Source organism: Bacillus sp. 01N45, assembly GCF_056399205.1.
Map to the genome: position 1 here is coordinate 271,504 of NZ_JBFTQW010000001.1, position 23,530 is coordinate 295,033.

Here is a 23,530-nt window from a genome sequence, read left to right on the forward strand (position 1 = left end):
CGTACGACTGTTTTACATTAATTATTCTTCATATTCCGCATGCAAAGAAGTAGATGGGACTAAAAATTTAAAAAACTGAGCTAACTCTGCTGCTTCCTCTTCTGACCCTAATTTAAAAACTTCCTGTATATGTTGCACATTCTCTACATCATCTCTTCCAAGTAAAGTAGACCTTCCTGTTTGCATACAAACAATGAGCAGCTTTCCAAAAAACATATTTGTATAAATAACACCAAAATCATAACGAGTATCATGTGTCATAAACCCCAAAAATCGTACCTTCACACTTTCATGCTCATCATACAATTTTTCAAACATCGGTTTCCACCTTTCTACATCACCTTTCATTAGTATATTAAACAAAAAAAGGAATACTCCTTTTAATTGTCAAAAAATTCAGTAGGATGTAGAATGATAGTATTCTACTAAGTTAGGAGGAACTTATATGCAACATGCCTTTATTACGCTTGTACCTAAATCCAATCAACAAACTGTTTCAACAGATGATATAAAACAACTTTTTCAGTACTATAAAACAGTTACTTCCAAAACTGGTGTTCAAATTAATTACGCTTATACAAATACCGCTTTTCCTTATGAAATTTTAGATACATCAGCAACAACATTAAAACTACAAGCTACTCACGATCGATATGACTCCATATATGTTGGTGTTGGTATAGAAAAGGAACAATCTTTTATTCAGATTTCTTTACCACCTAATGCAACATTCGGTGATAAAGGAAAAGCAAATGAATTTTGCCGTTTTCTAGCGAAGAAATTAGAAGGAGAATTACAATTATTTAATGGAAGAACAATGTATTTCTATAAACGTTAATTTAAAAACAAAAATAAATGATTAGAAAGATCATACTATTTGTGCAAGTAAGAAGCATCGCTTTTCTCCTTGCACTTAGTATGACATACGCTATTACATACGCTAAGTACAAAAATATAAGAAAAAGAAAAATTTTATAATGAAGTTTATCACGACTTGACAATAATAACACTACTGAAAATCCACTCCATAAAACTAGATGAAAAAATGAAGCTAGTGTAATTTTCATAGCGTTACCTCCTTTTTCTTCCTATTATATGCTTCAGCTCTTCCCTCTTAACATTTTGAAGGTAGACTTTTCCAAATCCCACCTAATTCATCGTTGTATTTTTCTTTTTCAAATTCTCCAACTATTCTAATGCGAATATTCCTCGTTTTTAACAATACATTCTCTCATATCTCCTATAAGATAGATTATTCATTCATCGCATGGCATACTCCTTAAAGAGAAAAGATAGAACGGATTTAATGATACATGTTATTTAGCAATTTGTTTTTCTTATGCCTTTTTTACCTGCAATTCTTTTCGTGTACTACTTAGTACGGAAAGAATTACAAAACATAGTTCTTCTATTATTTAGTTTATTATTTTATGCTTGGGGAGAACCAATATATGTCTTCCTAATGCTTTTTTCTATTTTCATCAACTATTGGTTCGAAATATGGCTTAATAAAGACCGACTGTCTAGTACAAATAGAACAGTTATTCTGACTATAGCAATCGTTGTCAATACTGCTATACTCGGATATTTTAAATACGCTAATTTCTTAGTAGATAATATAAATGACATTTTTCATACAAACATTGTACTAGAAAAAATCCCCTTACAATTGGGATTTCATTTTTCACTTTCCATGCAATGAGTTATATTATTGACATATATAAGAAAAAAGTAGAAGCTCAGCGAAATCTATTTGACCTTGCACTATACTTTACTATTTTCCCACAATTAGTAGCAGGACCCATTGTTCGATATAATACAATCGCTTTTCAATTACATGTTAGAACAGTTACTGCTGATAAGTTTTCAGAAGGAATTCGTCATTTTATCATTGGATTAGGAAAGAAGGTTTTAATTGCGAATCAATTAGGAGCTATTGCCGATGAAATATTTGCGATGGATCCAGCAACAATGAGCGTATCTACCGCTTGGATTGGTGCGATCGCTTACACATTACAAATTTATTTCGATTTTTCAGGTTACAGTGATATAGCAATCGGATTAGGAAAAATGTTCGGATTTGATTTCTTAAAAAATTTCAATTACCCATATATTTCAAAATCCATCTCTGAATTTTGGTGTCATTGGCACATTTCACTTCGTTCTTGGTTCCGTGATTATGTTTATATTCCATTAGGTTGGAATCGCGTATCCACTTGGAAAATCTATCGTAATCTCTTCATTGTATGGGCGTTAACCGGATTTTGGCATGGAGCTAGTTGGACATTTATGATTTGGGGTATTTATTACGGATGTTTAATCGCTTTAGAAAAGGCTGGTTTCGAAAAATTATTACAAAAATTATGTTGGCCGATTCAACACGTATACGTTATGTTTTTAGTGATTATTGGTTGGATGTTCTTCCGCGCTGATAATTTTAGCTACTGTTCTAAATTTTCACAAGCAATGTTCGGATTAAATAGATCGTTGACTGACATTACGAGTTATTTCTATGTGATGAATTATTGGGGAATCTTTAATACTTGCTATTATTACATCCGCTCCATTTTTCTCTTGGATCAAGAATCAATTAGCAAATAAAAAGGTAGTCATTTTATCTCCACTTTATTACTTGAGTGTCTTAATCATAACTATGATGTATTTAACGAATGCAACTTACAATCCATTTATTTACTTCCGCTTCTAAAGGAGGGCTAACTATGAAAAATTTCACTAAAGGAATTTACTCATGAACAATTAGAAGATCTATACTTTAAGACCGATCATCATTGGAATATGAAAGGTGCATTTTATGCATACGAGCAAACAATGAAGCACATTGCTAATGAATCTAAAACATTTAAAGGTAATGCTGTTAATCGAGATGATTATAAAATAACTATAGAAAAACCGAATGGACACTTTATCGGTAGCTGGAATAAACAACTGTATAATTTAATAGAAACACCTGAAACAATCCCATATGTACAATTAAAGCAAAACCCAAATATGTGGGATAATTACACTGTATATCTCGGTCCAAAATCAGAAGAATCGATGAAAATGCCGATGAAGGAATTCTTTGCAGTGGACAAAAATAAGCTTTCACCAGACTATAGTTCCGTTTACAAAACAGACTATGCACAGATAAATATTTTAAATCCAGATGCAAAAACCAAACTACATGCTGTCATTATTAAAGATTCTTATGCAGATGCAACTTATCCTTTATTTGCACAAGAGTTTGAACAAACAACATTTATTGATCCACGATTTGCGGCAAGCAAAAATGTAAAACAAGAACTCGAAAAACTAAATGCTGATATCGTGTTATTCCTTTATAATGACACTAGTACAAATAAAAAATGTATCAATTTGAAAATAAAGAATAAAAAAAACGTCTTCTAAATTTAGAAGACGTTTTTTTATAATTATTTTACAATGTGAATTGGCATTCCAAGAGCAACTTCAGCTGCTTCCATTGTGATCTCACCTAATGTTGGGTGAGCGTGGATTGTTTGAGCGATATCTTCTGCTGTCATTCCTGCTTCGATAGCTAAACCAATCTCAGAGATAATATCAGAAGCGCCTGCACCTGCAACTTGAGCACCTACAAGAAGACCATCTTCTTTACGTGTTACAAGTTGTAGGAAACCGTCAGTGCTGTTTAATGATAATGCACGACCGTTAGCAGCGAATGGGAACTTAGATACAGCTACTGTCATTCCTGCTTCTTCAGCTTGTTTCTTAGTGTAACCAACAGATGCTAATTCAGGATCAGTGAAGCATACTGCAGGAATTCCGATATAATCGATTGCTGATGCATGGCCACTAATTGCTTCAACAGCTACTTTACCTTCGTAAGAAGCTTTGTGAGCTAATGGTGGTCCAGGAACGATATCACCGATTGCATAGATGTTTGATACGTTTGTACGACATTGCTCATCGATTTCGATGATGCCGCGGTCAGTCATTTTAACTCCAACTTGCTCAAGACCAATTTCTTGAGTGTTTGGACGACGACCTACAGTTACTAATACGTAATCTGCTTCTACAGTTTGGATTTCACCATTAACTTCAAAGCTAACTTTTACGCCAGTTTCTGTTTCTTCAACGCCTTTAGCCATAGCTTTTGTATGGATATTTACGTTACCTTTCTTTTGAAGAGCACGTTTAACAACAGAGCTCATAGCTTTTTCGAAACCAGCTAAGATTTCGTCGCCAGCTTCTACTACAGTAACTTCTGTACCGAAGTTAGCATATGCAGTTCCTAATTCCATACCGATGTAACCGCCGCCGATTACAACAAGTTTTTTAGGAATTTCAGGTAAGCTTAAAGCACCTGTAGAGTTGATAACACGTTTAGAGTATTTGAATCCTGGAATTTCGATTGGTGTAGAACCAGTTGCAAGAACAGCATTTTTAAACGTATACGTTTGTGCTGCATCTTCAGTCATTACGCGTAATGTGTTAGCATCTACGAAGTAAGCTTCACCGCGAATGATTTCAACTTTGTTACCTTTAAGAAGGCCTTCAACACCGCCAGTTAATTTCTTAACTACGCCGTTTTTCCATTCTTGAACTTTTGTAAAGTCAACTTTTACGTTCTCTGCAGTGATACCCATGTCATCAGAATGCATTGCATTCTCATAACGATGACCTGCATTGATTAACGCTTTTGAAGGAATACATCCAACGTTTAAGCATACGCCACCAAGGTTAGCTTTTTCGATAATTGCTACCTTTTGACCTAATTGTGCTGCACGAATTGCCGCAACGTATCCACCAGGACCTGCACCAACAACGACTGTATCTAATTCAATTGGGAAATCTCCTACTACCATTGTTATTACGCCTCCATTACTAATAATTGTGGGTCATTCAATAGACGTTTAATTTGGTTTAATGCTTTTTGAGCAGTTGCGCCGTCAATTAAACGATGGTCAAAGCTTAGAGATAATGCTAATACTGGAGCTGCAACGATTTCACCGTTTTTCACAACTGGCTTCTCAGCGATACGGCCGATACCAAGGATTGCTACTTCTGGGTGATTGATAACTGGAGTGAACCATTGTCCACCTGCAGAACCAATGTTTGTGATTGTGCAAGAAGCACCTTTCATTTCAGCCGGAGCTAAACGACCATCACGTGCTTTACCAGCAAGATCATTGATCTCGTTAGAAATAGTGAAGATAGACTTGCGATCTGTATCTTTAACAACTGGTACTAATAGACCTTTGTCTGTATCAGCTGCGATACCGATGTTGAAGTAATGTTTATGAACTACTTCTTGAGAAGCATCATCTAAAGAAGTGTTTAACATTGGGTATTCACGTAATGCAGATGTTAAAGCTTTAACAACGTATGGAAGGTAAGTTAATTTAATACCTTTGTCAGCTGCAACAGCTTTGAACTTCTTACGGTGAGCAACAAGTTCTGTTACATCTACTTCATCCATTAATGTTACGTGAGGAGCTGTATGCTTAGAGTTAACCATTGCTTTAGCAATCGCTTTACGGATACCACTCATTTTCTCACGAGTTTCTGGATATTCACCAGCTGGGATTGGTTGTGCTTTTGGTGCTTCTTCTTTCGCTGCTGCTGGAGTAGCTTCTACTGCTGCTGGAGCCTCAGTTGCTGCTACTGCTTGTCCACCATTTGCAAATGCATCGATGTCAGCTTTTACGATACGGCCGTTCTTACCAGAACCAGCTACTTTATGAATGTCTACGCCGTTCTCACGAGCATATTTACGAACAGATGGCATAGCGATTACGCGCTCATTTACTACTTCTGCAGTTGCTGCTGGAGTAGCTTCCGCTGCTGGAGCTTCTACTGCTGCTTCTTCAGCTTTTGGAGCTGCATCATGATCGTCACCTTTAAATTTAAGGTTTTCGTATCCAGGAGCATCAAATTTAATTAATGTATCTCCTACAATTGCAACTGTTCCTTCTTCTACAAGTACTTCAAGTACTTTACCTTTAACAGGAGAAGGGATTTCTACTACTGCTTTATCATTTTGTACTTCAAGAAGTACATCGTCTTCGTTTACTTCATCGCCTGGTTTAATAAACCATTTTACGATTTCACCTTCGTGGATACCTTCACCGATATCTGGTAGTTTAAATTCAAATGCCACGGAATTCAGCCCCCTGATTCATTTCATTATTATGGAATATGTACAAAAGAAACCAGCATGTGCTGATTTCTTTTGCACATGAAAAGCTAAAAATTAGAAGTTCATTACTTTGTTAACAGCTTCAACAATATCTTTATGGTTTGGTAACCATACGCTCTCAGCTTGAGAGAATGGGAATACTGTATCAGCAGCTGCAACACGTACAACTGGAGCTTCTAAGTTTAAGATTGCACGGTCGTTAATTTCCGCTACAACGTTAGCTGCAATACCAGCTTGTTTTTGTGCTTCTTGAACTACAACTACGCGGCCTGTTTTTTCAACAGAAGCGATGATTGTTTCGATATCTAATGGTTGAACTGTACGTAAGTCAACTACCTCTAAAGAGATACCTTCTTTTTCAAGTTCTTCAGCAGCTTTTAATGCAGCATGAACCATAGCACCGTAAGCGATAACAGATACATCTGTACCTTCACGTTTGATATCAGCTTTACCTAAATCAATTGTGTAATCGCCTTCTGGTACATCTTGACGGAATGAACGGTACAATTTCATATGCTCTAAGTAGATAACTGGATCGTTGTCACGAATCGCAGAGATTAAAAGACCTTTTGCATCGTATGGAGTAGATGGAATAACAACTTTTAGACCAGGTTGTTGAGCCACTAATCCTTCTAAGCTATCAGCATGTAGTTCAGGAGTATGAACACCGCCACCGAATGGAGAACGAATTGTTACTGGAGCAGTCCAACGTCCACCAGAACGGTAACGCATACGAGCTAATTGACCAGAAACTGAATCCATTACTTCATAAATGAAACCGAAGAATTGGATTTCTGGAACTGGACGGAAGCCTTCTAATGCAAGTCCAACTGCAAGTCCACCAATACCAGACTCTGCAAGTGGAGTATCCATTACACGATCTTCACCGAATTCAGCTTGTAAACCTTCAGTAGCACGGAATACACCGCCGTTTACACCAACGTCTTCACCAAACACAAGTACGTTAGGGTCATTTTTCATTTCAACGCGTAAAGCATCAGTGATTGCTTGAATCATTGTCATTTGAGCCATGGCTTACTTCGACTCCTTTTCTTTGTAAATTTCATATTGTTCAGCTAAGTTGTAAGGCATTTTTTCGTACATGATTTCCATTAAATCAGTAACTTTTTGTTTTGGAGCTTGGTCAGCCTTAGCAATTGCTTGTTTGATATCTTCTTTTGCTTCTTCGATTACTTTCTCTTCAACTTCTTGAGACCATAGGCCTTTGTTTTCTAAGAATGCACGGAAGCGTACGATTGGATCTTTTTGTTCCCATTCGTTCTCGATATCTTTTGTACGGTAACGAGTTGGGTCATCACCAGCCATTGTATGTGGACCGTAACGGAATGTTAAAGTCTCGATTAAAGTAGGGCCTTCTCCGTTTACTGCACGCTCACGAGCGAAAGCAGTTGCTGCGTATACAGCTAATGGATCCATACCGTCTACTTGAATTCCGTAAATACCTGCTGCTACTGCTTTTTGTGCTACAGTTTTAGCTGCAGATTGCTTTTCTACTGGAGTAGAGATTGCATAACGGTTGTTTTGTACAACGAAGATTGCTGGAGCTTTGAATGCACCCGCAAAGTTCATACCTTCGTAGAAGTCACCTTGTGAAGCACCACCGTCACCAGTGTAAGTAATTGCAACAGATTTTTTCCCACGTAGTTTCATACCTAACGCAACACCAGCAGTTTGGATGATTTGCGCACCGATAATGATTTGTGGAGCAAGTGCATTTACATTCTCAGGCATTTGGTTACCCATGAAATGTCCACGAGAGAATAAGAATGCTTGGTATAATGGTAAACCGTGCCATACTAATTGTGGCACATCACGATATCCTGGCAAGATGAAATCTTCTGCTTCAAGTGCGAAATGACTTGCTAATTGAGAAGCCTCTTGTCCAGCTGTTGGTGCGTAGAAACCTAAACGTCCTTGACGGTTTAAAGAAATAGAACGTTGATCTAGTACGCGAGTATACACCATACGGCGCATTAATTCTTTTAATTGATCATCAGATAATTCAGGCATAGCCGCTTCATTCACAACTTCGCCTTTTTCATTTAAAATTTGTAATGTCTCAAATTGAGCTGCGATAGCTTTCATTTGCTCATCAACATTAAATAGGGTCTTTTTTGTTTTAGTACCCATTCCGTTCACCTCTTCCTCTCTTGAACCATATTCTGAAACGCTTTCACTATCTATTAGCTAGACTGAAAACGCAACAATGTAAACCAACAAATTTATCTGTCGGTTGAGAATAATTTTGTGTACCTAACAATCTGTACTAATGTTTTTTCAGAAACATATTAATACAATCTTGATCACGTTTTTTAGTTTACAACTATTCTAATTACGATGTCAATTACTTTGGATACGTTTTTTTATAAATAATCTGCAGGTTTCTTCTACACAAACGTGTTTTTATTTTTCACATCTGTATTAGTAAGCATTAACCTACTGTTATATTATTCCCTTTTCAACTTATTTTTTCTCTTAGAATAATATGTAAACGATTTAATTCTCTTTAGTTTTTCTCTCTTCTTAGCAAAAATATACAAACTCTTCTTCCTTTTATAGGTAATTACCCATACATTTCTATCCTTCCCTCCATACATTATAGTAACCGCAGTGTTAGCGGGAAATGATAAAGGAGGTCATCTCATGTACGGATACTCATATTGCTATCCAACTTGTTCAAATCCATCCTACGGTTATGGCGGTTCTTGTGGCGGGTCTGGACGCGGCTTCGCCTTAATCGTTGTGTTGTTTATTCTTTTAATTATCGTTGGTGCTGCTTGCATTCGCTAATGTAAAATGAAACAACTATGGAAAGAAACAGACGGCTTTGCCGTCTTTTCTTTTTATTACATACATAAATATTCTATAGTAAAACACTTTCCAAAGTGCTTCCCTACTTGTCGATGACTTTTTCCACCTCCTTTGGTAGACTAAAGAAGAAAGGAGAGATTACATATGCTTACAATGAAAGATGTAATTCGCGAAGGAGATTCTATTTTGCGAAACGTTGCAGAAGAGGTATCAATGCCGGCGAGCGAAGAAGATACAACTACCCTTAAAGAAATGATTGAATTTGTAATAAATAGCCAAGATCCTGAAATGGCTGAAAAATATAGTTTGCGCCCTGGAATCGGATTAGCGGCTCCACAAATCGGTATTTCGAAGAAAATGATTGCGGTTCATGTAACTGATACGGACGGTACGTTATATAGTCATGCATTATTCAACCCAAAAATCATTAGTCATTCTGTTGAACGTACATATTTACAAAGTGGAGAAGGCTGTCTATCAGTAGACCGCGAAGTACCTGGTTATGTCCCTCGTTACACAAGAATTACAGTGAAAGCAACATCTATCAACGGCGAAGAAGTAAAATTACGTTTAAAAGGTTTACCAGCAATCGTATTTCAGCATGAGATTGACCATTTAAATGGTGTTATGTTCTATGATCACATTAATAAAGAAAATCCATTTGCTGCTCCTGACGATTCAAAACCTTTAGAGCGATAATAAAAAAAGGCGGAAGTTAATCTTCCGCCTTTTTTTATATGAAATGGGTTCCATATTCACTTATAGCAATCCAGCCCATTTTAATCCATGATATATGCCGTCTTCACTAACATCCTTTGTCACGTGATTTGCAAGTTTTTTCAAGTCTTCATGACCATTACCCATCACAATACCTGTCCCAACTGCTTCGATCATTTCTAAATCATTTAAACCATCTCCAAATGCATACACTTGTTCACGGTTAAATCCTAATTTTTCAATGAATTTCTCAATTCCTTTTGCCTTCGAACCACCATTCGGAATAATATCCATTGAATATGCATGCCAGCGAATAAAATGAAAGTCTGGATAATGATTAATAAACTTTTCTTCTTCATTCACTTCACAGAAAAGAAGTGTTTGATAAATATTACGTTTCTCATAGAAATCAGGTTCATATGCCGGATGCTCAAAATTTAAGCTTCCAAAACCTTCCTTCACATAATCATGATATTCCACCGATGCTCTCATTTCTTGATGATCAAGATATACAAGTGGATATCCTTCTTGTTTTGCAAACTGAGTAAACTTATGTAAGGCAGCTGGATGTAACGGGTTATTAAATATTACCTCATCTTCAAATACAACGTACTGTCCATTAAAGCTAACATAATTATGTATATTGAGTTCCTCACGAATATCTTCAAACATAAATGGCGCACGTCCTGTCGCAATTGCTACATGCACACCTTTCTCTTGTAAATGTCTTACTGCATCTCGTGTAGATTGCGGAATCTTCTTATCATGATCTAATAATGTTCCATCAATATCAAAAAAGACAATTTTATCATTCATTTGTCAAAATCCTTTCTGTTACTCTATATTCCTATTTTGATTATCGCTTTTCAAATTCTAAAAAAAAGTATAACATATTAAACATCTGTGAAGAAAGCGTTCACTTTCTGACCTTATTTATGAAACCTGCATATATATATTAGTAAAAAATGTGGATACTTGTTCGTATGAATTTTCTTTTCTATTCTTTCTCATACTATACCTATAACTAACGGCTACTAATCGTTACTATAGAATAACTTTCCCTGTATGAGAAAGGACAAGATTCAACATTCACTTTTGTCTTCTTTCTTATATCAGAGACGGAGTTTTCACTAGTAATATGCATGTTTTAAATAAGGAAAGGAAGGAGTAATCATGCTGAAGAAGCTGAAGAAAAAGCTCAAGCGTTATTTAAAAGATCTAGTCCGTAAAAAGACAATCGCTTAAATTGTGCCCATTTCGGGCTTTTTCTTCATTCTCATTCGAAAAAACATGAAAATCGTGACTGTTTGCTTTATAATAAGTAACAGATAATGCAAAACATAGACAAGGAGAGGTTTTCCAAATGATTTTTAAAGTATTTTATCAAGTAAAATTGACTGAGGTTCCAGTACGTGAAAATACAAAAGTTTTATATTTAGAGGCTACGTCTGAAAAGGATGTTCGTAAGAAATTAAATAAGTTCGCATATAATATCGAGTTCGTTCAGTCTGTTACTGGTGCTCATCTTGAATATGAAAAAGAAAACGCTGATTTAATATTAGCGGAAATCGTATAGTCATATGAAATTTCTAAAGAATGATCAAGCTGCCGTTTTTGCTTTAGGTGGACTTGGTGAAATCGGTAAAAATACATATGCTGTTCAATTTCAAGATGAAATTATTATTATTGATGCTGGAATTAAATTTCCAGAAGACGAACTCCTCGGAATCGATTATGTAATACCAGATTACACTTATTTTGTGCGAAACGAAGATAAAATTAAAGGATTATTCATTACACATGGTCACGAAGATCATATCGGTGGAATTCCTTACTTATTACGTCAAGTAAACATCCCGATTTATGGCGGAAAATTAGCAATTGCACTAATCAAAAACAAATTAGAAGAGCACGGATTACTTCGTAAAGCAAAACTTTATGAAATTCAAGAAGATGATGTTATTAAATTTAAAAAGACATCTGTTTCCTTCTTCCGTACAACTCACAGTATCCCAGATTCATACGGAGTTGTTGTGAAAACACCTCAAGGACAAGTTGTTCATACTGGCGATTTCAAATTTGATTTCACACCAGTCGGTGAACCAGCGGACTTAACAAAAATGGCTGAAATCGGAAAAGACGGCGTACTTTGTCTCTTATCTGACAGTACAAACAGTGAAGTTCCAAACTTTACAATGTCTGAGCGCCGTGTTGGTGATAGTATTCAAGATATTTTCCGCAAAGTAGAAGGTCGTATTATCTTTGCAACCTTTGCATCAAATATCCATCGTCTACAACAAGTTGTTGAAGCGGCTGTTGAAAACAATCGTAAAGTGGCTGTGTTCGGTCGCAGTATGGAAGCGGCGATTGAAATCGGACAAAACCTTGGTTATATTCGCTGTCCGAAGGATACATTCATAGATACAGCTCAACTAAACCGCCTACCGGCTAATAAAGTTGTTATTTTATGTACAGGTAGTCAAGGTGAGCCAATGGCAGCACTTTCACGTATTGCTAATGGTACTCATCGTCAAATTCAAATCATTCCTGGCGACACAGTTGTTTTCTCTTCTTCACCAATCCCTGGTAATACAATTAGTGTAAGCCGTACAATTAACATGTTGTATCGTGCTGGTGCTGATGTAATCCACGGAAAACTGTCAAACATTCATACGAGTGGACACGGTGGACAAGAAGAACAAAAACTAATGCTTCGTCTAATTAAACCGAAGTATTTCATGCCAATTCATGGTGAATACCGCATGCAACGTATGCATATGAAGTTAGCAAACGATTGTGGTATTCCAGAAGAAAACTGTTTCATCATGGATAATGGAGATGTTCTTGCTCTTCGTTCTGATGAAGCAAGCGTAGCTGGTAAAATACCATCTGGATCTGTCTATATTGACGGAAATGGTATTGGAGATATCGGTAATATCGTGTTACGCGATCGTCGTATTCTTTCTGAAGAAGGACTTGTTATTGTAGTTGTAAGCATTGATATGAAAGAGTTTAAAGTTGCAGCAGGACCTGATATTATCTCACGTGGTTTTGTGTATATGCGCGAAAGTAGTGATTTAATTAATGATGCTCAAACATTAATTACAACTCATTTAGAAAAAGTAATGGAGCGTAAAACAACACAATGGTCTGAAATTAAAAATGAAATTACAGATACATTAGCACCATTCCTATATGAGAAAACGAAACGTCGCCCAATGATTTTACCAATCATTATGGAAATATAAGAAAAAGGACAATACCTTCATGGTATTGTCCTTTTCTCTTATCTTAAAAAGTGTTTAAAACGATCTACTTCATCGTCATGACCAATTACAATTAATATATCTCCCGCTTGAATATTTTCCGTAGCTCGAGGAGATACAATAACTTCTTTACCACGTTTAATCGCTACAATATTCAATCCAAACTTCGCACGAATATCTAATTCGATTAAAGAATGACCATCAATTTTTTTATTTGCAATAATCTCTACAATACTATGCTCATCTGAAAGCTCAAGATAGTCTAATACATTACTTGATGCAATATTATTAGCAATCCTTTTTCCCATATCACGCTCGGGGTGCACAATGTGATCTGCCCCTATTTTACTTAACACTTTTTCATGGTAATCATTTTGAGCTTTTACAGTAATATTTTTTACACCTAACTCTTTTAAAATTAATGTTGTTAAAATACTTGAATTTAAATTGTCTCCAATAGCAACGACTACATGATCAAAATTACGAATACCAAGACTTTTTAATACCATCTCATCTGTTGAATCTGCAATTACAGCATGTGAAGCTATATTTGCAAACTCATTAATTTTATCTTCATCTGAATCAATTGCCATTACTTCCATACCTAATTGAGCGAGTTCTCGGCAAATGCTTCCACCAAAACGTCCAAGGCCAATGACAGCAAATTCTTTCTCTTTTTCACCCACAGGAATTCCTCCAATAACATCGAATACTATGTATTTTTATTGTAACATACTTTAGATTTGCTACAAAAACCTGTATATCATTCTTATTTTTGTTTTTGCATATAAAAATACTGTTGTAAATAAAATGCGATACTGAAAATTAACATACCAAATACAAATATATTTCCAAATGAACTAAATGTTTCAAAAACGAATAATAACGTTTCTTGTCCGAAGAAAGCAAATAATAGTTGTGTAAATGCGAATAGCAATGCCAATATATAATGATGTTGATGGAATAAATAATGTGTTGCACCTAAAAAAGCGATAAACGAAATAATGAAAATCCACCAATTTTCTAAAAACAGTTGCCAATTAGTAAATTGATATCCATTTACTAATATCGCAATAATTCCTATAACAGCCATCGTTGGCACACTCCAAAATAATGCTCGCCCTCTAAAGAAGCGTGTTCCTTTAACATCACCTTTTTCATGTGCAATGTATGTGAGTACTACCGTACTTATGTACAAAACTGAAAGAATTGTTAAAACGATAATAAGCCAAAAATGTAATTGATAATACTCATGCTCTATGTTTGTCACGATAGCCGCTAACATACACGGGATTAACATTCCAGTCCAACCATCTACTTTTCTTTCATTCCAAAACACTGTGTTACCAATCCGTATCCCTAACAACATAAAAATAATGATACCTAGTACAAATAATGTCGTTTTATTCCCTACTAAACTCGTCGAGAAAGCAATTAATCCAATAAATAAAAAGAGCACAAACCCATTCATAATTTCTAATACAGGTGATAAATATCTTTTCACCCATTTATATGTTTCGTCATATTCGTGATTATCTACTAAACGGTAGGCATAAAAACTTATCCCAAAATACACCGCCGCAATAATAACATACGCATATAAGACGAAACACAACATTGCACTGCTAATTTGCACGTAATTCCCCACCCTTTTTTCTATGTTTCACCTTGATTTTACACACTTTCTACACGAAATGTAAACATATATAAGCTAGTTAACTAATCATCTTCTCAATAAGCGATAATGAATAATGAGCAGCGGCTCAAAACCGCTGCTCATTACTTTATCCATTTGTATGCCCATGTGTATCCAAAACAAATATGAAAGATGTTTTCGTCTTGGAACTAACAAGTACCCACTGTAAGTTTTTTCAAAGTTGGCGAGCGAGTTTACTTTCTAGTTCCTTTCCACTTTACATATTGATCTAAAAATGCGATAGCTTTCTCAATAACCTCTTCATCTGGTTTTAATTTTGCATGATGTAAACCATATTCTGAATTTACCCCAAGCCAAAACATAAATCCAGGAATCTCTTGAAGCATATAACCAAAATCTTCCCCTGTCATTGCCTCAGTACATGTAATTACATTCATATCAGTTTGTTCACTTACAAACTGCATAAACTCTCTCGTTAATACTTCATGGTTATATACTTGATGATACATCGCTCCATAGTCAATAACAGCTTCACATTGGAAGGAAGCTTCTATACCTGCAACAATTGCCTCAATCCTACTTTTAACACGCCTCATTGATTCCACTGATAAAGTTCGAATCGTTCCTTCTAACCGAGACTTTTCTGCTATGATATTTTGAACTGTACCACCTGTTATTTTTCCGATTGTAATCACTGCACTATCAAGAGGATTCACATTACGACTAATAACGGATTGAAGTTGTGTAACAAGGTGACTTGCCGCTACAATCATATCATTTGCAGTATGCGGGTAGGCTGCATGTCCACCTTTCCCTTTCAAATCAACATATAACTCTGATGTATTTGCAAATAATAGCCCCTCTTTTGTGGCAATTGTTCCTACAGCGTATTCAGGTGCAATATGAAGACCAAGAATTATATTCGGCTTCCATTCTTTTAACTCTTCACTCTCTAACATAGGAAGAGCCCCTCCTGGCCCTTCTTCAGCTGGTTGGAATAGAAACACAAGGTCATCATCTATTCTTTCTGTTACAGCTGCTGTTAGAAGGCCTAAACCGATTGTTGTATGCAAATCGTGTCCACATGCATGCATCATTCCTTCATGAATAGAAGCAAACTCATATCCAGTTTCTTCGGTAATTGGTAAACCGTCTATATCTGCGCGATAACCGATAATTTTTTCTGGATTTTTTCCATTTACTTTAACAATGACACCCGTTTTCCATACTTTCACTTCCACATATTCATTCGAAAGCGTTCCTATGTAATCTAAAATATACTGTTGTGTTTTCCACTCTTTAAATCCAATTTCCGGTATTTTGTGTAAGTCTCTACGAATTTGAACGAATTTGCTTACTGCCATTTTTGCACCTCTATCTATAAAAAGCGCAAGAGCCTGTTATGCTCTTACGCTTTTTTTGTGTTTATTTCTCTGGGTTTAATTGACGAAGCTCTTGTTTAATTTCAGTTTTTGCTTTTGTCTTCTCATCAATCTCTTTAATTACACGTGCTGGAGTACCGGCAACAACTGTATATGGAGGTACATCTTCTGTTACAACAGCTCCTGCTGCTACAACTGCACCCTTACCTACTGTAACTCCCTCTAACACAACTACGTTTGCACCAATTACAACATCATCTTCAACGATAACTGGTTTTGCTGAAGGCGGCTCAATAACACCTGCAAGTACTGCACCTGCACCTACGTGACAGTTCTTACCAACAGTTGCACGTCCACCAAGTACCGCGTTCATGTCAATCATAGTACCTTCACCAATTACAGCACCGATATTAATTGTTGCATTCATCATAATAACAGCGTTGTCGCCGATTTCAACGTGATCACGAATAATCGCGCCTGGCTCAATACGAGCTTTAATACCTTTTAAATCAAGCATTGGAATTGCAGAATTACGACGGTCATTTTCAACAACGTAATCAACGATGTGCTTGCTATTTTCATCAAGAATTGTCTTAATTTCAGACCATTCTCCAAATAATACACCAGACTTTTTATTTACAAATGCTTGTACCGTTTCAGGGAATGTTACTTCTTTTAAATCCCCTTTTATGTATACCTTTACAGGAGTTTTCTTTTCACTTTTTTGAATAAACGAAATAATTTCGTTAGCGTCCATCATTTTCATTCTTGTTGCCTCCTAAATCCATTTATAATGTTACTCTACCAAACGATAGAGCGAGTAGCAAGATAATAATCCTATTTTTCCATTTGAATTTCTTCTATAATTTCTAAAAATGCCCTTACTTGCTTCAATTGTCTGGCCGATTCACTCGTCAATAACCATGTTTCTCTCGTTAATTGAACAGGTGTTTTATACATATTTTCCTGTACTTCTTTTAAAACAGTAGAAGGTAAAAGAGCATAACCTATACCATTTAAAACGAGTTGCTTGCAAGTCTCAATTTGATCAACCACAATTGTTCTCTTAGGTGGATTAGAAAATAAACCATACCACCAATTTTGTATTTGTCCATAATAAGTCGAATCACTTTTAAATTGAATAAATGGTCTATTTGTTTCTTTTAACATCGTAATATCTTTTATTTCTTTATCCACTAAATAAAGTTCATCTTCAAATAATTGTTGCTTCTGACCTTTATATTCTTGTGTTCCTCTCAATATAGCAACATGAACGTCCCCTTCATAAAATTGCTTTTGTACTTCACTACTCCAGCCAGTAAACAGCGATATTTTCACAGAAGGGTATTTATGTACAAACTTCTTCAAAACAGGAGGAAGCCAATATTGACCAATAACTGATGCAACAGCTATTTTTAACGTTCCGTGAGTTTCTGTTCTAAAAACAGCTAGCTCACTTTTAATATCCTCTTCCTTTTGCAGCATTTCTTTTGCATAATTTGCGACTTTTTCCCCTTCAGGTGTAATTGTCAATCCTTTTTGTGAGCGAATAAAAAACTTCATTCCCCATTGTTTCTCCATAGATTGTAATCGTTGACTAAGCGCAGGTTGTGAAACAAATAAACGTTCCGCCGCTTTTCTCATATTTGATTCCTGAGCTAACACAACCATCATTTGAAAATCATCAATTTGCAACTTTCTCCCTCTTTCCTTAGCTTCCATACACCTTATCTCAATAAGCTTTTCATCCTTAATTTAACTATATACTCTTATATTTTTTATCTTTTTAAATATAATACATACACAACTGATATGCACGAAAAAAAAGTGACTTCTCCGCTTCTATGAAGTCACTTTTCTCACATTATCGATTATGTTGCCTTACTTTTTTATTCAACAATTTTAAAATAGCCCGACGTGTTAAAATCCCCTCAAAATACCCATCTTCATTGACAGCGCAAATAAAAGGATGATCAATTGTCATTTCTAAAGCTTTTGCAAACGAATCTTCTAACTTAAGAACCGGAATGTCTTCCTTCATCACCTGTTCTACTTTCATTTCGTCAAGTCTTTCAAACTCAATACGTTCTAACCCTAACATACCATCTAAAATCATAGCAGTACTAATTAACCCATGCAATTTATACATCGGGTCCAAAACAGGTATCGCCGAATATCCAGATTTCACAAGAACGAGTAAAGCATGCTCTAAACCATTCCCCATTTGGACATGTGCTACTTTTTCTGATGAAATCATTAAATCTTTCACAAAAATTTGTTGAAACTCGTCTTTCGGAATACTAATCATATTACATCCCCCATTTTCCTACTTTTAATCACCGAATCTATTCATATTTTATGACAGCGTTTTCATATTATTATTTTGTCCTTACTTTATTTCAATAAAAACAAAATTACACAGCTATTTTAGCATACAACACAAAAAAAAGACTACCATCCCGGTAGCGCTTAATACCCCTTATTTTTTAATCTGTAAAATAACCTTGTGATTTTTTTATATTGTGTCACATCTGTCTGTTTTAAACCATTCTCAATATCTGTAATTTCCACAGCTAAAATTTCACTCGCATAATTTTGCTGAAATAGAATATCTAGTAACAAACTCTCTTCTTCTTCTGTTAAAACAAATTCCCTTTTCATATACCCCTCTCCTTATACTCGCATCGTTACTCTTATTATATATAATTTCCAACCTATTTAATAGATGTAATATTCAGTTTTTAGCAAAGGATATATAAAAATTGTTTTTTATTTCGTATATCGATTTGCATAACTAAACGCCGCATAAGCATCTGGCTTAATTTTTGCAGTTAATCCCATCGCTTGAATTTTCGCTGTCATATCTAGAATAAATTCTTTTGTTAAACCATCATTTCCGATATCCAAGTGAATTTCCATTATAAATCCAGCTCCCTCTTGAGCATATGGATGCAATAAATCCCATATTGTTTGTATATGATTTGGAGTAAATAGGCATGCGATCTCTTGGCTAAACTGCGTTTCTAAATATATTTTCTCACGTAAAGTTGCTGGCTTATCTTTCACTGATTTATGGTGTAAACACCCCCAGGCACCTTTTCCAACGCGATGAATATGAATTGCCGTAATAAACCTCGTATCCTTTTGATGTGCTTGTGAGTCTGTCCCAATGGATAAGCGATATAAATTTCGTGGATCCTTTTCAATAAAACTACAAATACGGCTAAAGACCATATCAAAATTTAAATGTCTCTCTGAAACATTATAAAATGTATGTTCACCGGCCACATAGTCACGTCCTTTCAATTAGACAGACTTTTCGTATTCTCATTGTATGGGACAAAAATAAAAATTATAACTTCCTATCCTTTATTCGTTTCAATATTTCGAATTACATAATGGCAAACTTGGCACGTATAAATTACATTTTGATTCGATTGAGCTGTTAATACATGAATAATCTCAGCAGAATTGTGACATTTAGGACAAAGCACAACTGGTAAACGTTCCATACAACACACCTCCTCGTTATTTTTATCTCGCTTTTGCTATCTGTAAACAACCAATTGGTGATGACTAATATTCAGTATAGGACGAAGAAGCCCCACTGATTACAATTTCACTTTATTACCATTGTAGGAAAAATGAAAACTCCCTATACATATATGCTAAAAAGTAATAGAACTAAAAAAGGTGTTGCCATATGGCAACACCTTTTTTATATGTATCAAGAAATGATATCGTAAATCTCAATTGCAACCATATCGATATTATCGAATTGATACACTTGAGGTTTTTCACCTTGTTGATACACTTCTAACTCATACATTTCACTTTTATCGAAAAATTTCACGCTACATTTGCGCTCACCGTTCACTTCAAAATAGCGTTGTGCTACTTCACCGCTTTCAGCTTGTTCTTGTAGACTAACAAGTCGAGTTAAAATTCCTTGGAGTAGAGACATGAAATCTCTCCTTTCTCTGATCTTCCTACCAATAGGTTTTACAGCTATACTCATTCTATCCGTCATAACAGAAAAAATGTTCCACAGTCTAGGATAAAGGTTATTGGCCAGAAACTCAACTAAAAATTTGTCGAAATGCGAAGGAAAAAACAGAAAGAACATCTTTTCCCTTCTTTATTGCGATTTTTATACTGGAAGAATATAATAAAAAACAGAAAAAAGGAGGAATTACAATGAGAAAAATTGAGGTTTACACACAACCTGATTGTCCGCCATGTGTCATTGTGAAAGAATTTTTAAAGCATAATAACGTTGTATATGAAGAATTTGACGTAAAAAAAGACGCTGCTGCACGCAATCGTCTTTTATACGACTATGATTCGTATTCAACTCCAACAGTTGTAATTGATGGAGAAGTTGTTGCTGGTTTTCAAATTGAAAAATTACAACAGCTACTCAATATTGAATAAGAATAGGTAAAGACCTATTCTTATTTTTATCCCACTATTTGTGGGCAGTAATAGCCCGATTGGTGCGAGCTATTAATCAGTGAGAGATAAACATCCCCCACCAATTACAGTTTCACTTTATAATTGTTGTAATCGTTTTATTTCAGTTAAAAGTTCTTGGCTTTCATGATATCCGGCCAATTTCCATTTCCCTTGATCTCTTTGCAATGTTACAATTTGATATTGTCCACTTTTCGCCCGCTCATATACATATAAAATTTTATGCTCTTCATCATATGACATTTTCGTTTCTGAATGAAAAGAAAACGGCGCTTCTTTTGCTGGAAGTAAATATTCACCACTTTGTTTATCACTTCTACTATTTTCATCTGTAAATACTTGAAGGAAATTCTCTGTAAAATATGGTGATAACGTTTCTATCATCTTATTCATCGGCAAATGCTTCCCACGAATTGAAAATTGGGTTTCATAGCCCTTTTGTATCGTTGTAAACACTTCTTCCCGATCGACTTTCACTTCCTCTTTTCCTAAAACAGTTGTGACACTATAACCAACTAGAAAGGCAACGCATACAAATAGAACTAACCATATTCCATATTTCCTCATTTTTTCACCTTCCTTTTAAGAAAACTTGTCTTTGTAGTATTCATTGTAACAATGATTATGCAAAGACAGGGGTGGTTTCGTTCGTAAAATCTTTACAACGATAGACAGCATTTTCATCACCATTTTCACTATTACCAATTTATGATAAAAACAAACAAAAAATGCACGAATCTCTTCGTGCATTAAAATAAAACATCTTCTTCATATAAATATTCATACGATAAATCTATAAATAAAAAGTTTTCATCATCAATTGGGAAGGAAAATGTTCGTACCATCTCACCGGTTTCAATATCAGCATATAAATCTGAAAGTCTTGCCTTATTCTCAAAACGCATTTTCATAATATTTTCTAGAAAATACGGACGCCAACTCCAGTTCTTCATATAATACTCAGGCATCACAATCCATTCCCCATCTTTTTTCATAACGTTTCCTGATTGTTGGAAACCATCTTCGTTACAAATAAATATGCGGAAACTACACTGTGATACACTTTGGCTAAATTGTAATAACCAATCATTTATATCTTCATTCTTTTTCTGTTTGGCTAGAACATCACCAATTCGATCACGTAACATTTCTGTTAAATTATAAATTTTTTGTAATTTCTTCTTCTCATGTTGAATAAATTGATGACACTCATTACCAAGTCGTTCTTTCAAAACATTCGTTTCAATAAAATCAGGTAAGCACTCTTTCAAATAATTCCCTTGATAATATCTACCACCGTTTTTCCAAGCATATTGTAGTTGATAAAAAGCATCTATTTCTTCATATAACAATGTTGCACCAATTCTTCTAGCAAGTAATGATAAAGAATATAAAATATCTTGATAAGATTGTAAAAGTGCAGTTTGCCTTAAGTTTGTTAAATCTACTTTTAAAATATCCGGTGCTAACACGCTAATACGTTCTAAATTACTTGTACCCGTTCCGACTTTATTAATCGAAATTTGAATACCATATGTACGATAATACATAAGCAAATGATTAAATTGCTCTATATCTTCTTTACATTCATGTTCTGTAATTTCTAAAACAATGTGTTTCAAATTTAAACCTTGCTCTTCATACATCAATAAAAGTTGAAGTAAACTTTCATCATCATCGTTCATTAATACGTTAGCATTCCGATGTATGAATAATAATAGTTTTTGATCACTTTCTAAATAACGATTTAAAGCTTTTTCTACTATAATGTTATCCGCTTCCAGTTGAAACTCACTCGGAATAGAATCATCATGAAAGAAAGAAGCTAAACTTTGTATGCCCTCTTCTGTTTGAATACGTCCTACTACCTCATATCCAATTACAGTATGCTCATCAGCACTAAAAATAGCTTGATAATAAGGAAGGACTTTATCCAAGTTACTCATTACATCTAATGCATCTATCAATGTACTTCCCTCCCTTTACTTTTCAAAAATTATAACATGATATTTACGGAAAAATAATAAAAAATCCCTTCAGTTTTCCTGAAGGGATTAGAGGGGTAAAATGCTAAGGGGAATTAGCAATTCTACTATGAAGAAAAAAGAGGTCTTAAATATAACGTATATATGACCTCTTGTAAACACTTTTCTTTCACATGTCACAATTCCGTCACATTTAACCGTGAGAATATGAATCAAACATTCATTTTCTTATCCCTTTTAAAATGGATATTGATGTAAATGTTGTCCTCCATCCATTGTCATGCAAGTTCCATTTATGTACGCAGCTTCATCTGAACATAAATAATAAGCTAGACCTGCAATTTCTTCTGGCGTGCCCAGTCTTCCAAGCGGAACACTTTGTATCGTACGCTTAGCCATTTCTTCTGAAATCCATAATTTATCAGCACCGCCCGTACGTTCAATTGGTCCTGGCGCGATAGCATTAACTCGTATTCCATATTTACGGCCCCACTCAACAGCGAGTGTCTTCGTCATTGCTAATACTCCAGCCTTCGCAGCAGCCGAATGAATAACTCCCGGACCTGCATCCCATGCATATGTTGCTACCATGTTAATGATATTCCCTTTTATGCCTTTTTCAATCCAATATTTTCCGACAGCATGGCTGCAGTAAAATGTACCGTTTAATACAATATTAATGACTGAATTCCAGCCATTCACGGATAAATCTTCTGCTGGACAAATAAAGTTTCCAGCTGCATTGTTTATTAAAACATCAATTCGACCAAACTTCTCATCAATCTCTTCAATCATTTTCTGAATGTCATCAGTATTTCTTACATCCATTTGTACGGGTAATACTTGCCCCGGAAATTGTTCAATTTCCAACTTTGTTTCCTCTAGTTTTTCCTTTGTACGTCCTGTAATAACAACTCGTGCCCCTTCTTTTGCAAAACGGGTCGCCATTCCTTTTCCCATTCCGCTCGATCCACCTGTTATAATAACTACCTTTTCTTTCACATACATCCCCTCCCAAAAATGAATACACATTCATTTTA

26 protein-coding genes and 2 pseudogenes are annotated in these 23,530 nt (G+C 35.3%); 8 read left to right on the plus strand and 20 right to left on the minus strand.

The features are described 5' to 3' along the window. Positions 1-21: 21 nt before the first annotated feature. Entirely contained in the window at positions 22-318 is a 297-nt protein-coding gene (locus AC1DMU_RS01305; protein WP_088064496.1) for a DUF3055 domain-containing protein, read from the minus strand. A 127-nt stretch (positions 319-445) separates the two neighbouring features. Between AC1DMU_RS01305 and AC1DMU_RS01310 the strand changes: the two genes are divergently transcribed. After that, positions 446-838 carry a DUF1885 family protein gene (locus AC1DMU_RS01310; RefSeq protein WP_001163318.1) on the plus strand — a complete coding sequence of 131 codons (393 nt, stop codon included), beginning with the start codon at positions 446-448 and terminating at the stop codon, positions 836-838. A gap of 1 nt (position 839) precedes the next feature. Here AC1DMU_RS01310 and AC1DMU_RS01315 read toward each other — a convergent pair whose 3' ends face one another. Continuing rightward, complete coding sequence (locus tag AC1DMU_RS01315; RefSeq protein ID WP_048546134.1) at positions 840-1,067, minus strand: hypothetical protein; 228 nt, start codon at positions 1,065-1,067, stop codon at positions 840-842. Between the two features lie 246 nt (positions 1,068-1,313). Here AC1DMU_RS01315 and AC1DMU_RS01320 point away from each other — a divergent pair. Continuing rightward, positions 1,314-2,707: pseudogene (locus AC1DMU_RS01320) on the plus strand (MBOAT family O-acyltransferase). Between the two features lie 29 nt (positions 2,708-2,736). After that, positions 2,737-3,392: pseudogene (locus tag AC1DMU_RS01325) on the plus strand (DHHW family protein); the annotation flags it as partial. Positions 3,393-3,431: 39 nt separating this feature from the next. On the opposite strand, the gene lpdA reads toward AC1DMU_RS01325, so the two are convergent. The 4 genes from lpdA to pdhA all read right to left on the minus strand — a co-directional run bounded on the left by lpdA (position 3,432) and on the right by pdhA (position 8,329). Next, on the minus strand, positions 3,432-4,844 hold the full coding sequence (lpdA, locus tag AC1DMU_RS01330) for a dihydrolipoyl dehydrogenase (protein ID WP_000260109.1): 1,413 nt from the start codon (positions 4,842-4,844) through the stop codon (positions 3,432-3,434). A gap of 5 nt (positions 4,845-4,849) precedes the next feature. Next, entirely contained in the window at positions 4,850-6,139 is a 1,290-nt protein-coding gene (pdhC, locus tag AC1DMU_RS01335) for a pyruvate dehydrogenase complex dihydrolipoyllysine-residue acetyltransferase (protein WP_000863412.1), read from the minus strand. Between the two features lie 93 nt (positions 6,140-6,232). After that, the gene (gene pdhB, locus AC1DMU_RS01340; RefSeq protein ID WP_000068162.1) at positions 6,233-7,210 is read right to left on the minus strand and encodes a pyruvate dehydrogenase complex E1 component subunit beta; all 978 of its coding nucleotides are present in this window, start codon (positions 7,208-7,210) and stop codon (positions 6,233-6,235) included. 3 nt (positions 7,211-7,213) lie between these two features. Next, a complete protein-coding gene (gene pdhA, locus AC1DMU_RS01345; protein ID WP_000536893.1) occupies positions 7,214-8,329 on the minus strand; it encodes a pyruvate dehydrogenase E1 component subunit alpha in 1,116 nt (371 codons plus the stop codon). Between the two features lie 513 nt (positions 8,330-8,842). Between pdhA and AC1DMU_RS01350 the strand changes: the two genes are divergently transcribed. Further along, positions 8,843-8,989, plus strand: coding sequence for a YjcZ family sporulation protein (locus AC1DMU_RS01350; RefSeq protein WP_000274561.1), 147 nt, complete (start codon positions 8,843-8,845; stop codon positions 8,987-8,989). Between the two features lie 165 nt (positions 8,990-9,154). Then, positions 9,155-9,709 (plus strand): peptide deformylase, encoded by a 555-nt coding sequence (gene def, locus AC1DMU_RS01355; RefSeq protein WP_076539891.1) that lies wholly within the window; start codon positions 9,155-9,157, stop codon positions 9,707-9,709. 60 nt (positions 9,710-9,769) lie between these two features. Here def and AC1DMU_RS01360 read toward each other — a convergent pair whose 3' ends face one another. Then, positions 9,770-10,543: a Cof-type HAD-IIB family hydrolase gene (locus AC1DMU_RS01360; protein WP_000998280.1), complete on the minus strand. Its 774-nt coding sequence runs from the start codon at positions 10,541-10,543 to the stop codon at positions 9,770-9,772. A 547-nt stretch (positions 10,544-11,090) separates the two neighbouring features. Between AC1DMU_RS01360 and AC1DMU_RS01365 the strand changes: the two genes are divergently transcribed. After that, positions 11,091-11,303 (plus strand): DNA-dependent RNA polymerase subunit epsilon, encoded by a 213-nt coding sequence (locus AC1DMU_RS01365; RefSeq protein WP_048546139.1) that lies wholly within the window; start codon positions 11,091-11,093, stop codon positions 11,301-11,303. A gap of 4 nt (positions 11,304-11,307) precedes the next feature. Then, positions 11,308-12,975: a ribonuclease J1 gene (gene rnjA, locus AC1DMU_RS01370; RefSeq protein WP_000670370.1), complete on the plus strand. Its 1,668-nt coding sequence runs from the start codon at positions 11,308-11,310 to the stop codon at positions 12,973-12,975. Between the two features lie 38 nt (positions 12,976-13,013). Here the strand turns inward: rnjA and AC1DMU_RS01375 are convergent, their stop codons facing one another. The 10 genes from AC1DMU_RS01375 to AC1DMU_RS01420 form a co-directional block, all read right to left on the minus strand. After that, a complete protein-coding gene (locus AC1DMU_RS01375; RefSeq protein ID WP_000504032.1) occupies positions 13,014-13,679 on the minus strand; it encodes a potassium channel family protein in 666 nt (221 codons plus the stop codon). 83 nt (positions 13,680-13,762) lie between these two features. Then, the gene (locus AC1DMU_RS01380; protein ID WP_046956446.1) at positions 13,763-14,629 is read right to left on the minus strand and encodes a hypothetical protein; all 867 of its coding nucleotides are present in this window, start codon (positions 14,627-14,629) and stop codon (positions 13,763-13,765) included. Between the two features lie 254 nt (positions 14,630-14,883). Then, complete coding sequence (locus AC1DMU_RS01385; RefSeq protein WP_000301171.1) at positions 14,884-16,014, minus strand: N-acetyldiaminopimelate deacetylase; 1,131 nt, start codon at positions 16,012-16,014, stop codon at positions 14,884-14,886. A 61-nt stretch (positions 16,015-16,075) separates the two neighbouring features. Further along, positions 16,076-16,798: a 2,3,4,5-tetrahydropyridine-2,6-dicarboxylate N-acetyltransferase gene (gene dapD, locus AC1DMU_RS01390; RefSeq protein WP_000783245.1), complete on the minus strand. Its 723-nt coding sequence runs from the start codon at positions 16,796-16,798 to the stop codon at positions 16,076-16,078. A 71-nt stretch (positions 16,799-16,869) separates the two neighbouring features. Continuing rightward, positions 16,870-17,754, minus strand: coding sequence for a LysR family transcriptional regulator (locus AC1DMU_RS01395; RefSeq protein ID WP_002008407.1), 885 nt, complete (start codon positions 17,752-17,754; stop codon positions 16,870-16,872). A gap of 142 nt (positions 17,755-17,896) precedes the next feature. Further along, positions 17,897-18,340, minus strand: a complete 444-nt coding sequence (gene cbpB / locus AC1DMU_RS01400) for a cyclic-di-AMP-binding protein CbpB (protein ID WP_000623572.1) — start codon at positions 18,338-18,340, stop codon at positions 17,897-17,899. Between the two features lie 161 nt (positions 18,341-18,501). Next, complete coding sequence (gene abbA / locus AC1DMU_RS01405; protein ID WP_048546142.1) at positions 18,502-18,693, minus strand: antirepressor AbbA; 192 nt, start codon at positions 18,691-18,693, stop codon at positions 18,502-18,504. Between the two features lie 108 nt (positions 18,694-18,801). Continuing rightward, positions 18,802-19,320 (minus strand): ribonuclease H-like YkuK family protein, encoded by a 519-nt coding sequence (locus AC1DMU_RS01410; protein WP_000896655.1) that lies wholly within the window; start codon positions 19,318-19,320, stop codon positions 18,802-18,804. Between the two features lie 74 nt (positions 19,321-19,394). Continuing rightward, positions 19,395-19,544 carry a hypothetical protein gene (locus AC1DMU_RS01415; protein ID WP_087985092.1) on the minus strand — a complete coding sequence of 50 codons (150 nt, stop codon included), beginning with the start codon at positions 19,542-19,544 and terminating at the stop codon, positions 19,395-19,397. 215 nt (positions 19,545-19,759) lie between these two features. Beyond that, positions 19,760-19,996 (minus strand): YkuJ family protein, encoded by a 237-nt coding sequence (locus AC1DMU_RS01420; RefSeq protein ID WP_000055151.1) that lies wholly within the window; start codon positions 19,994-19,996, stop codon positions 19,760-19,762. Positions 19,997-20,229: 233 nt separating this feature from the next. Between AC1DMU_RS01420 and AC1DMU_RS01425 the strand changes: the two genes are divergently transcribed. Beyond that, positions 20,230-20,466: a glutaredoxin family protein gene (locus AC1DMU_RS01425; protein WP_001225788.1), complete on the plus strand. Its 237-nt coding sequence runs from the start codon at positions 20,230-20,232 to the stop codon at positions 20,464-20,466. 117 nt (positions 20,467-20,583) lie between these two features. On the opposite strand, the gene AC1DMU_RS01430 is transcribed toward AC1DMU_RS01425, so the two are convergent. From AC1DMU_RS01430 to fadH, 3 genes are all read right to left on the minus strand, one after another. After that, positions 20,584-21,072, minus strand: a complete 489-nt coding sequence (locus tag AC1DMU_RS01430; protein ID WP_001233813.1) for a DUF3993 domain-containing protein — start codon at positions 21,070-21,072, stop codon at positions 20,584-20,586. A 182-nt stretch (positions 21,073-21,254) separates the two neighbouring features. Beyond that, on the minus strand, positions 21,255-22,472 hold the full coding sequence (locus tag AC1DMU_RS01435; RefSeq protein WP_000564300.1) for an EAL domain-containing protein: 1,218 nt from the start codon (positions 22,470-22,472) through the stop codon (positions 21,255-21,257). A gap of 255 nt (positions 22,473-22,727) precedes the next feature. Continuing rightward, positions 22,728-23,492: a 2,4-dienoyl-CoA reductase gene (gene fadH, locus AC1DMU_RS01440; protein ID WP_000660912.1), complete on the minus strand. Its 765-nt coding sequence runs from the start codon at positions 23,490-23,492 to the stop codon at positions 22,728-22,730. Positions 23,493-23,530: the final 38 nt, after the last annotated feature.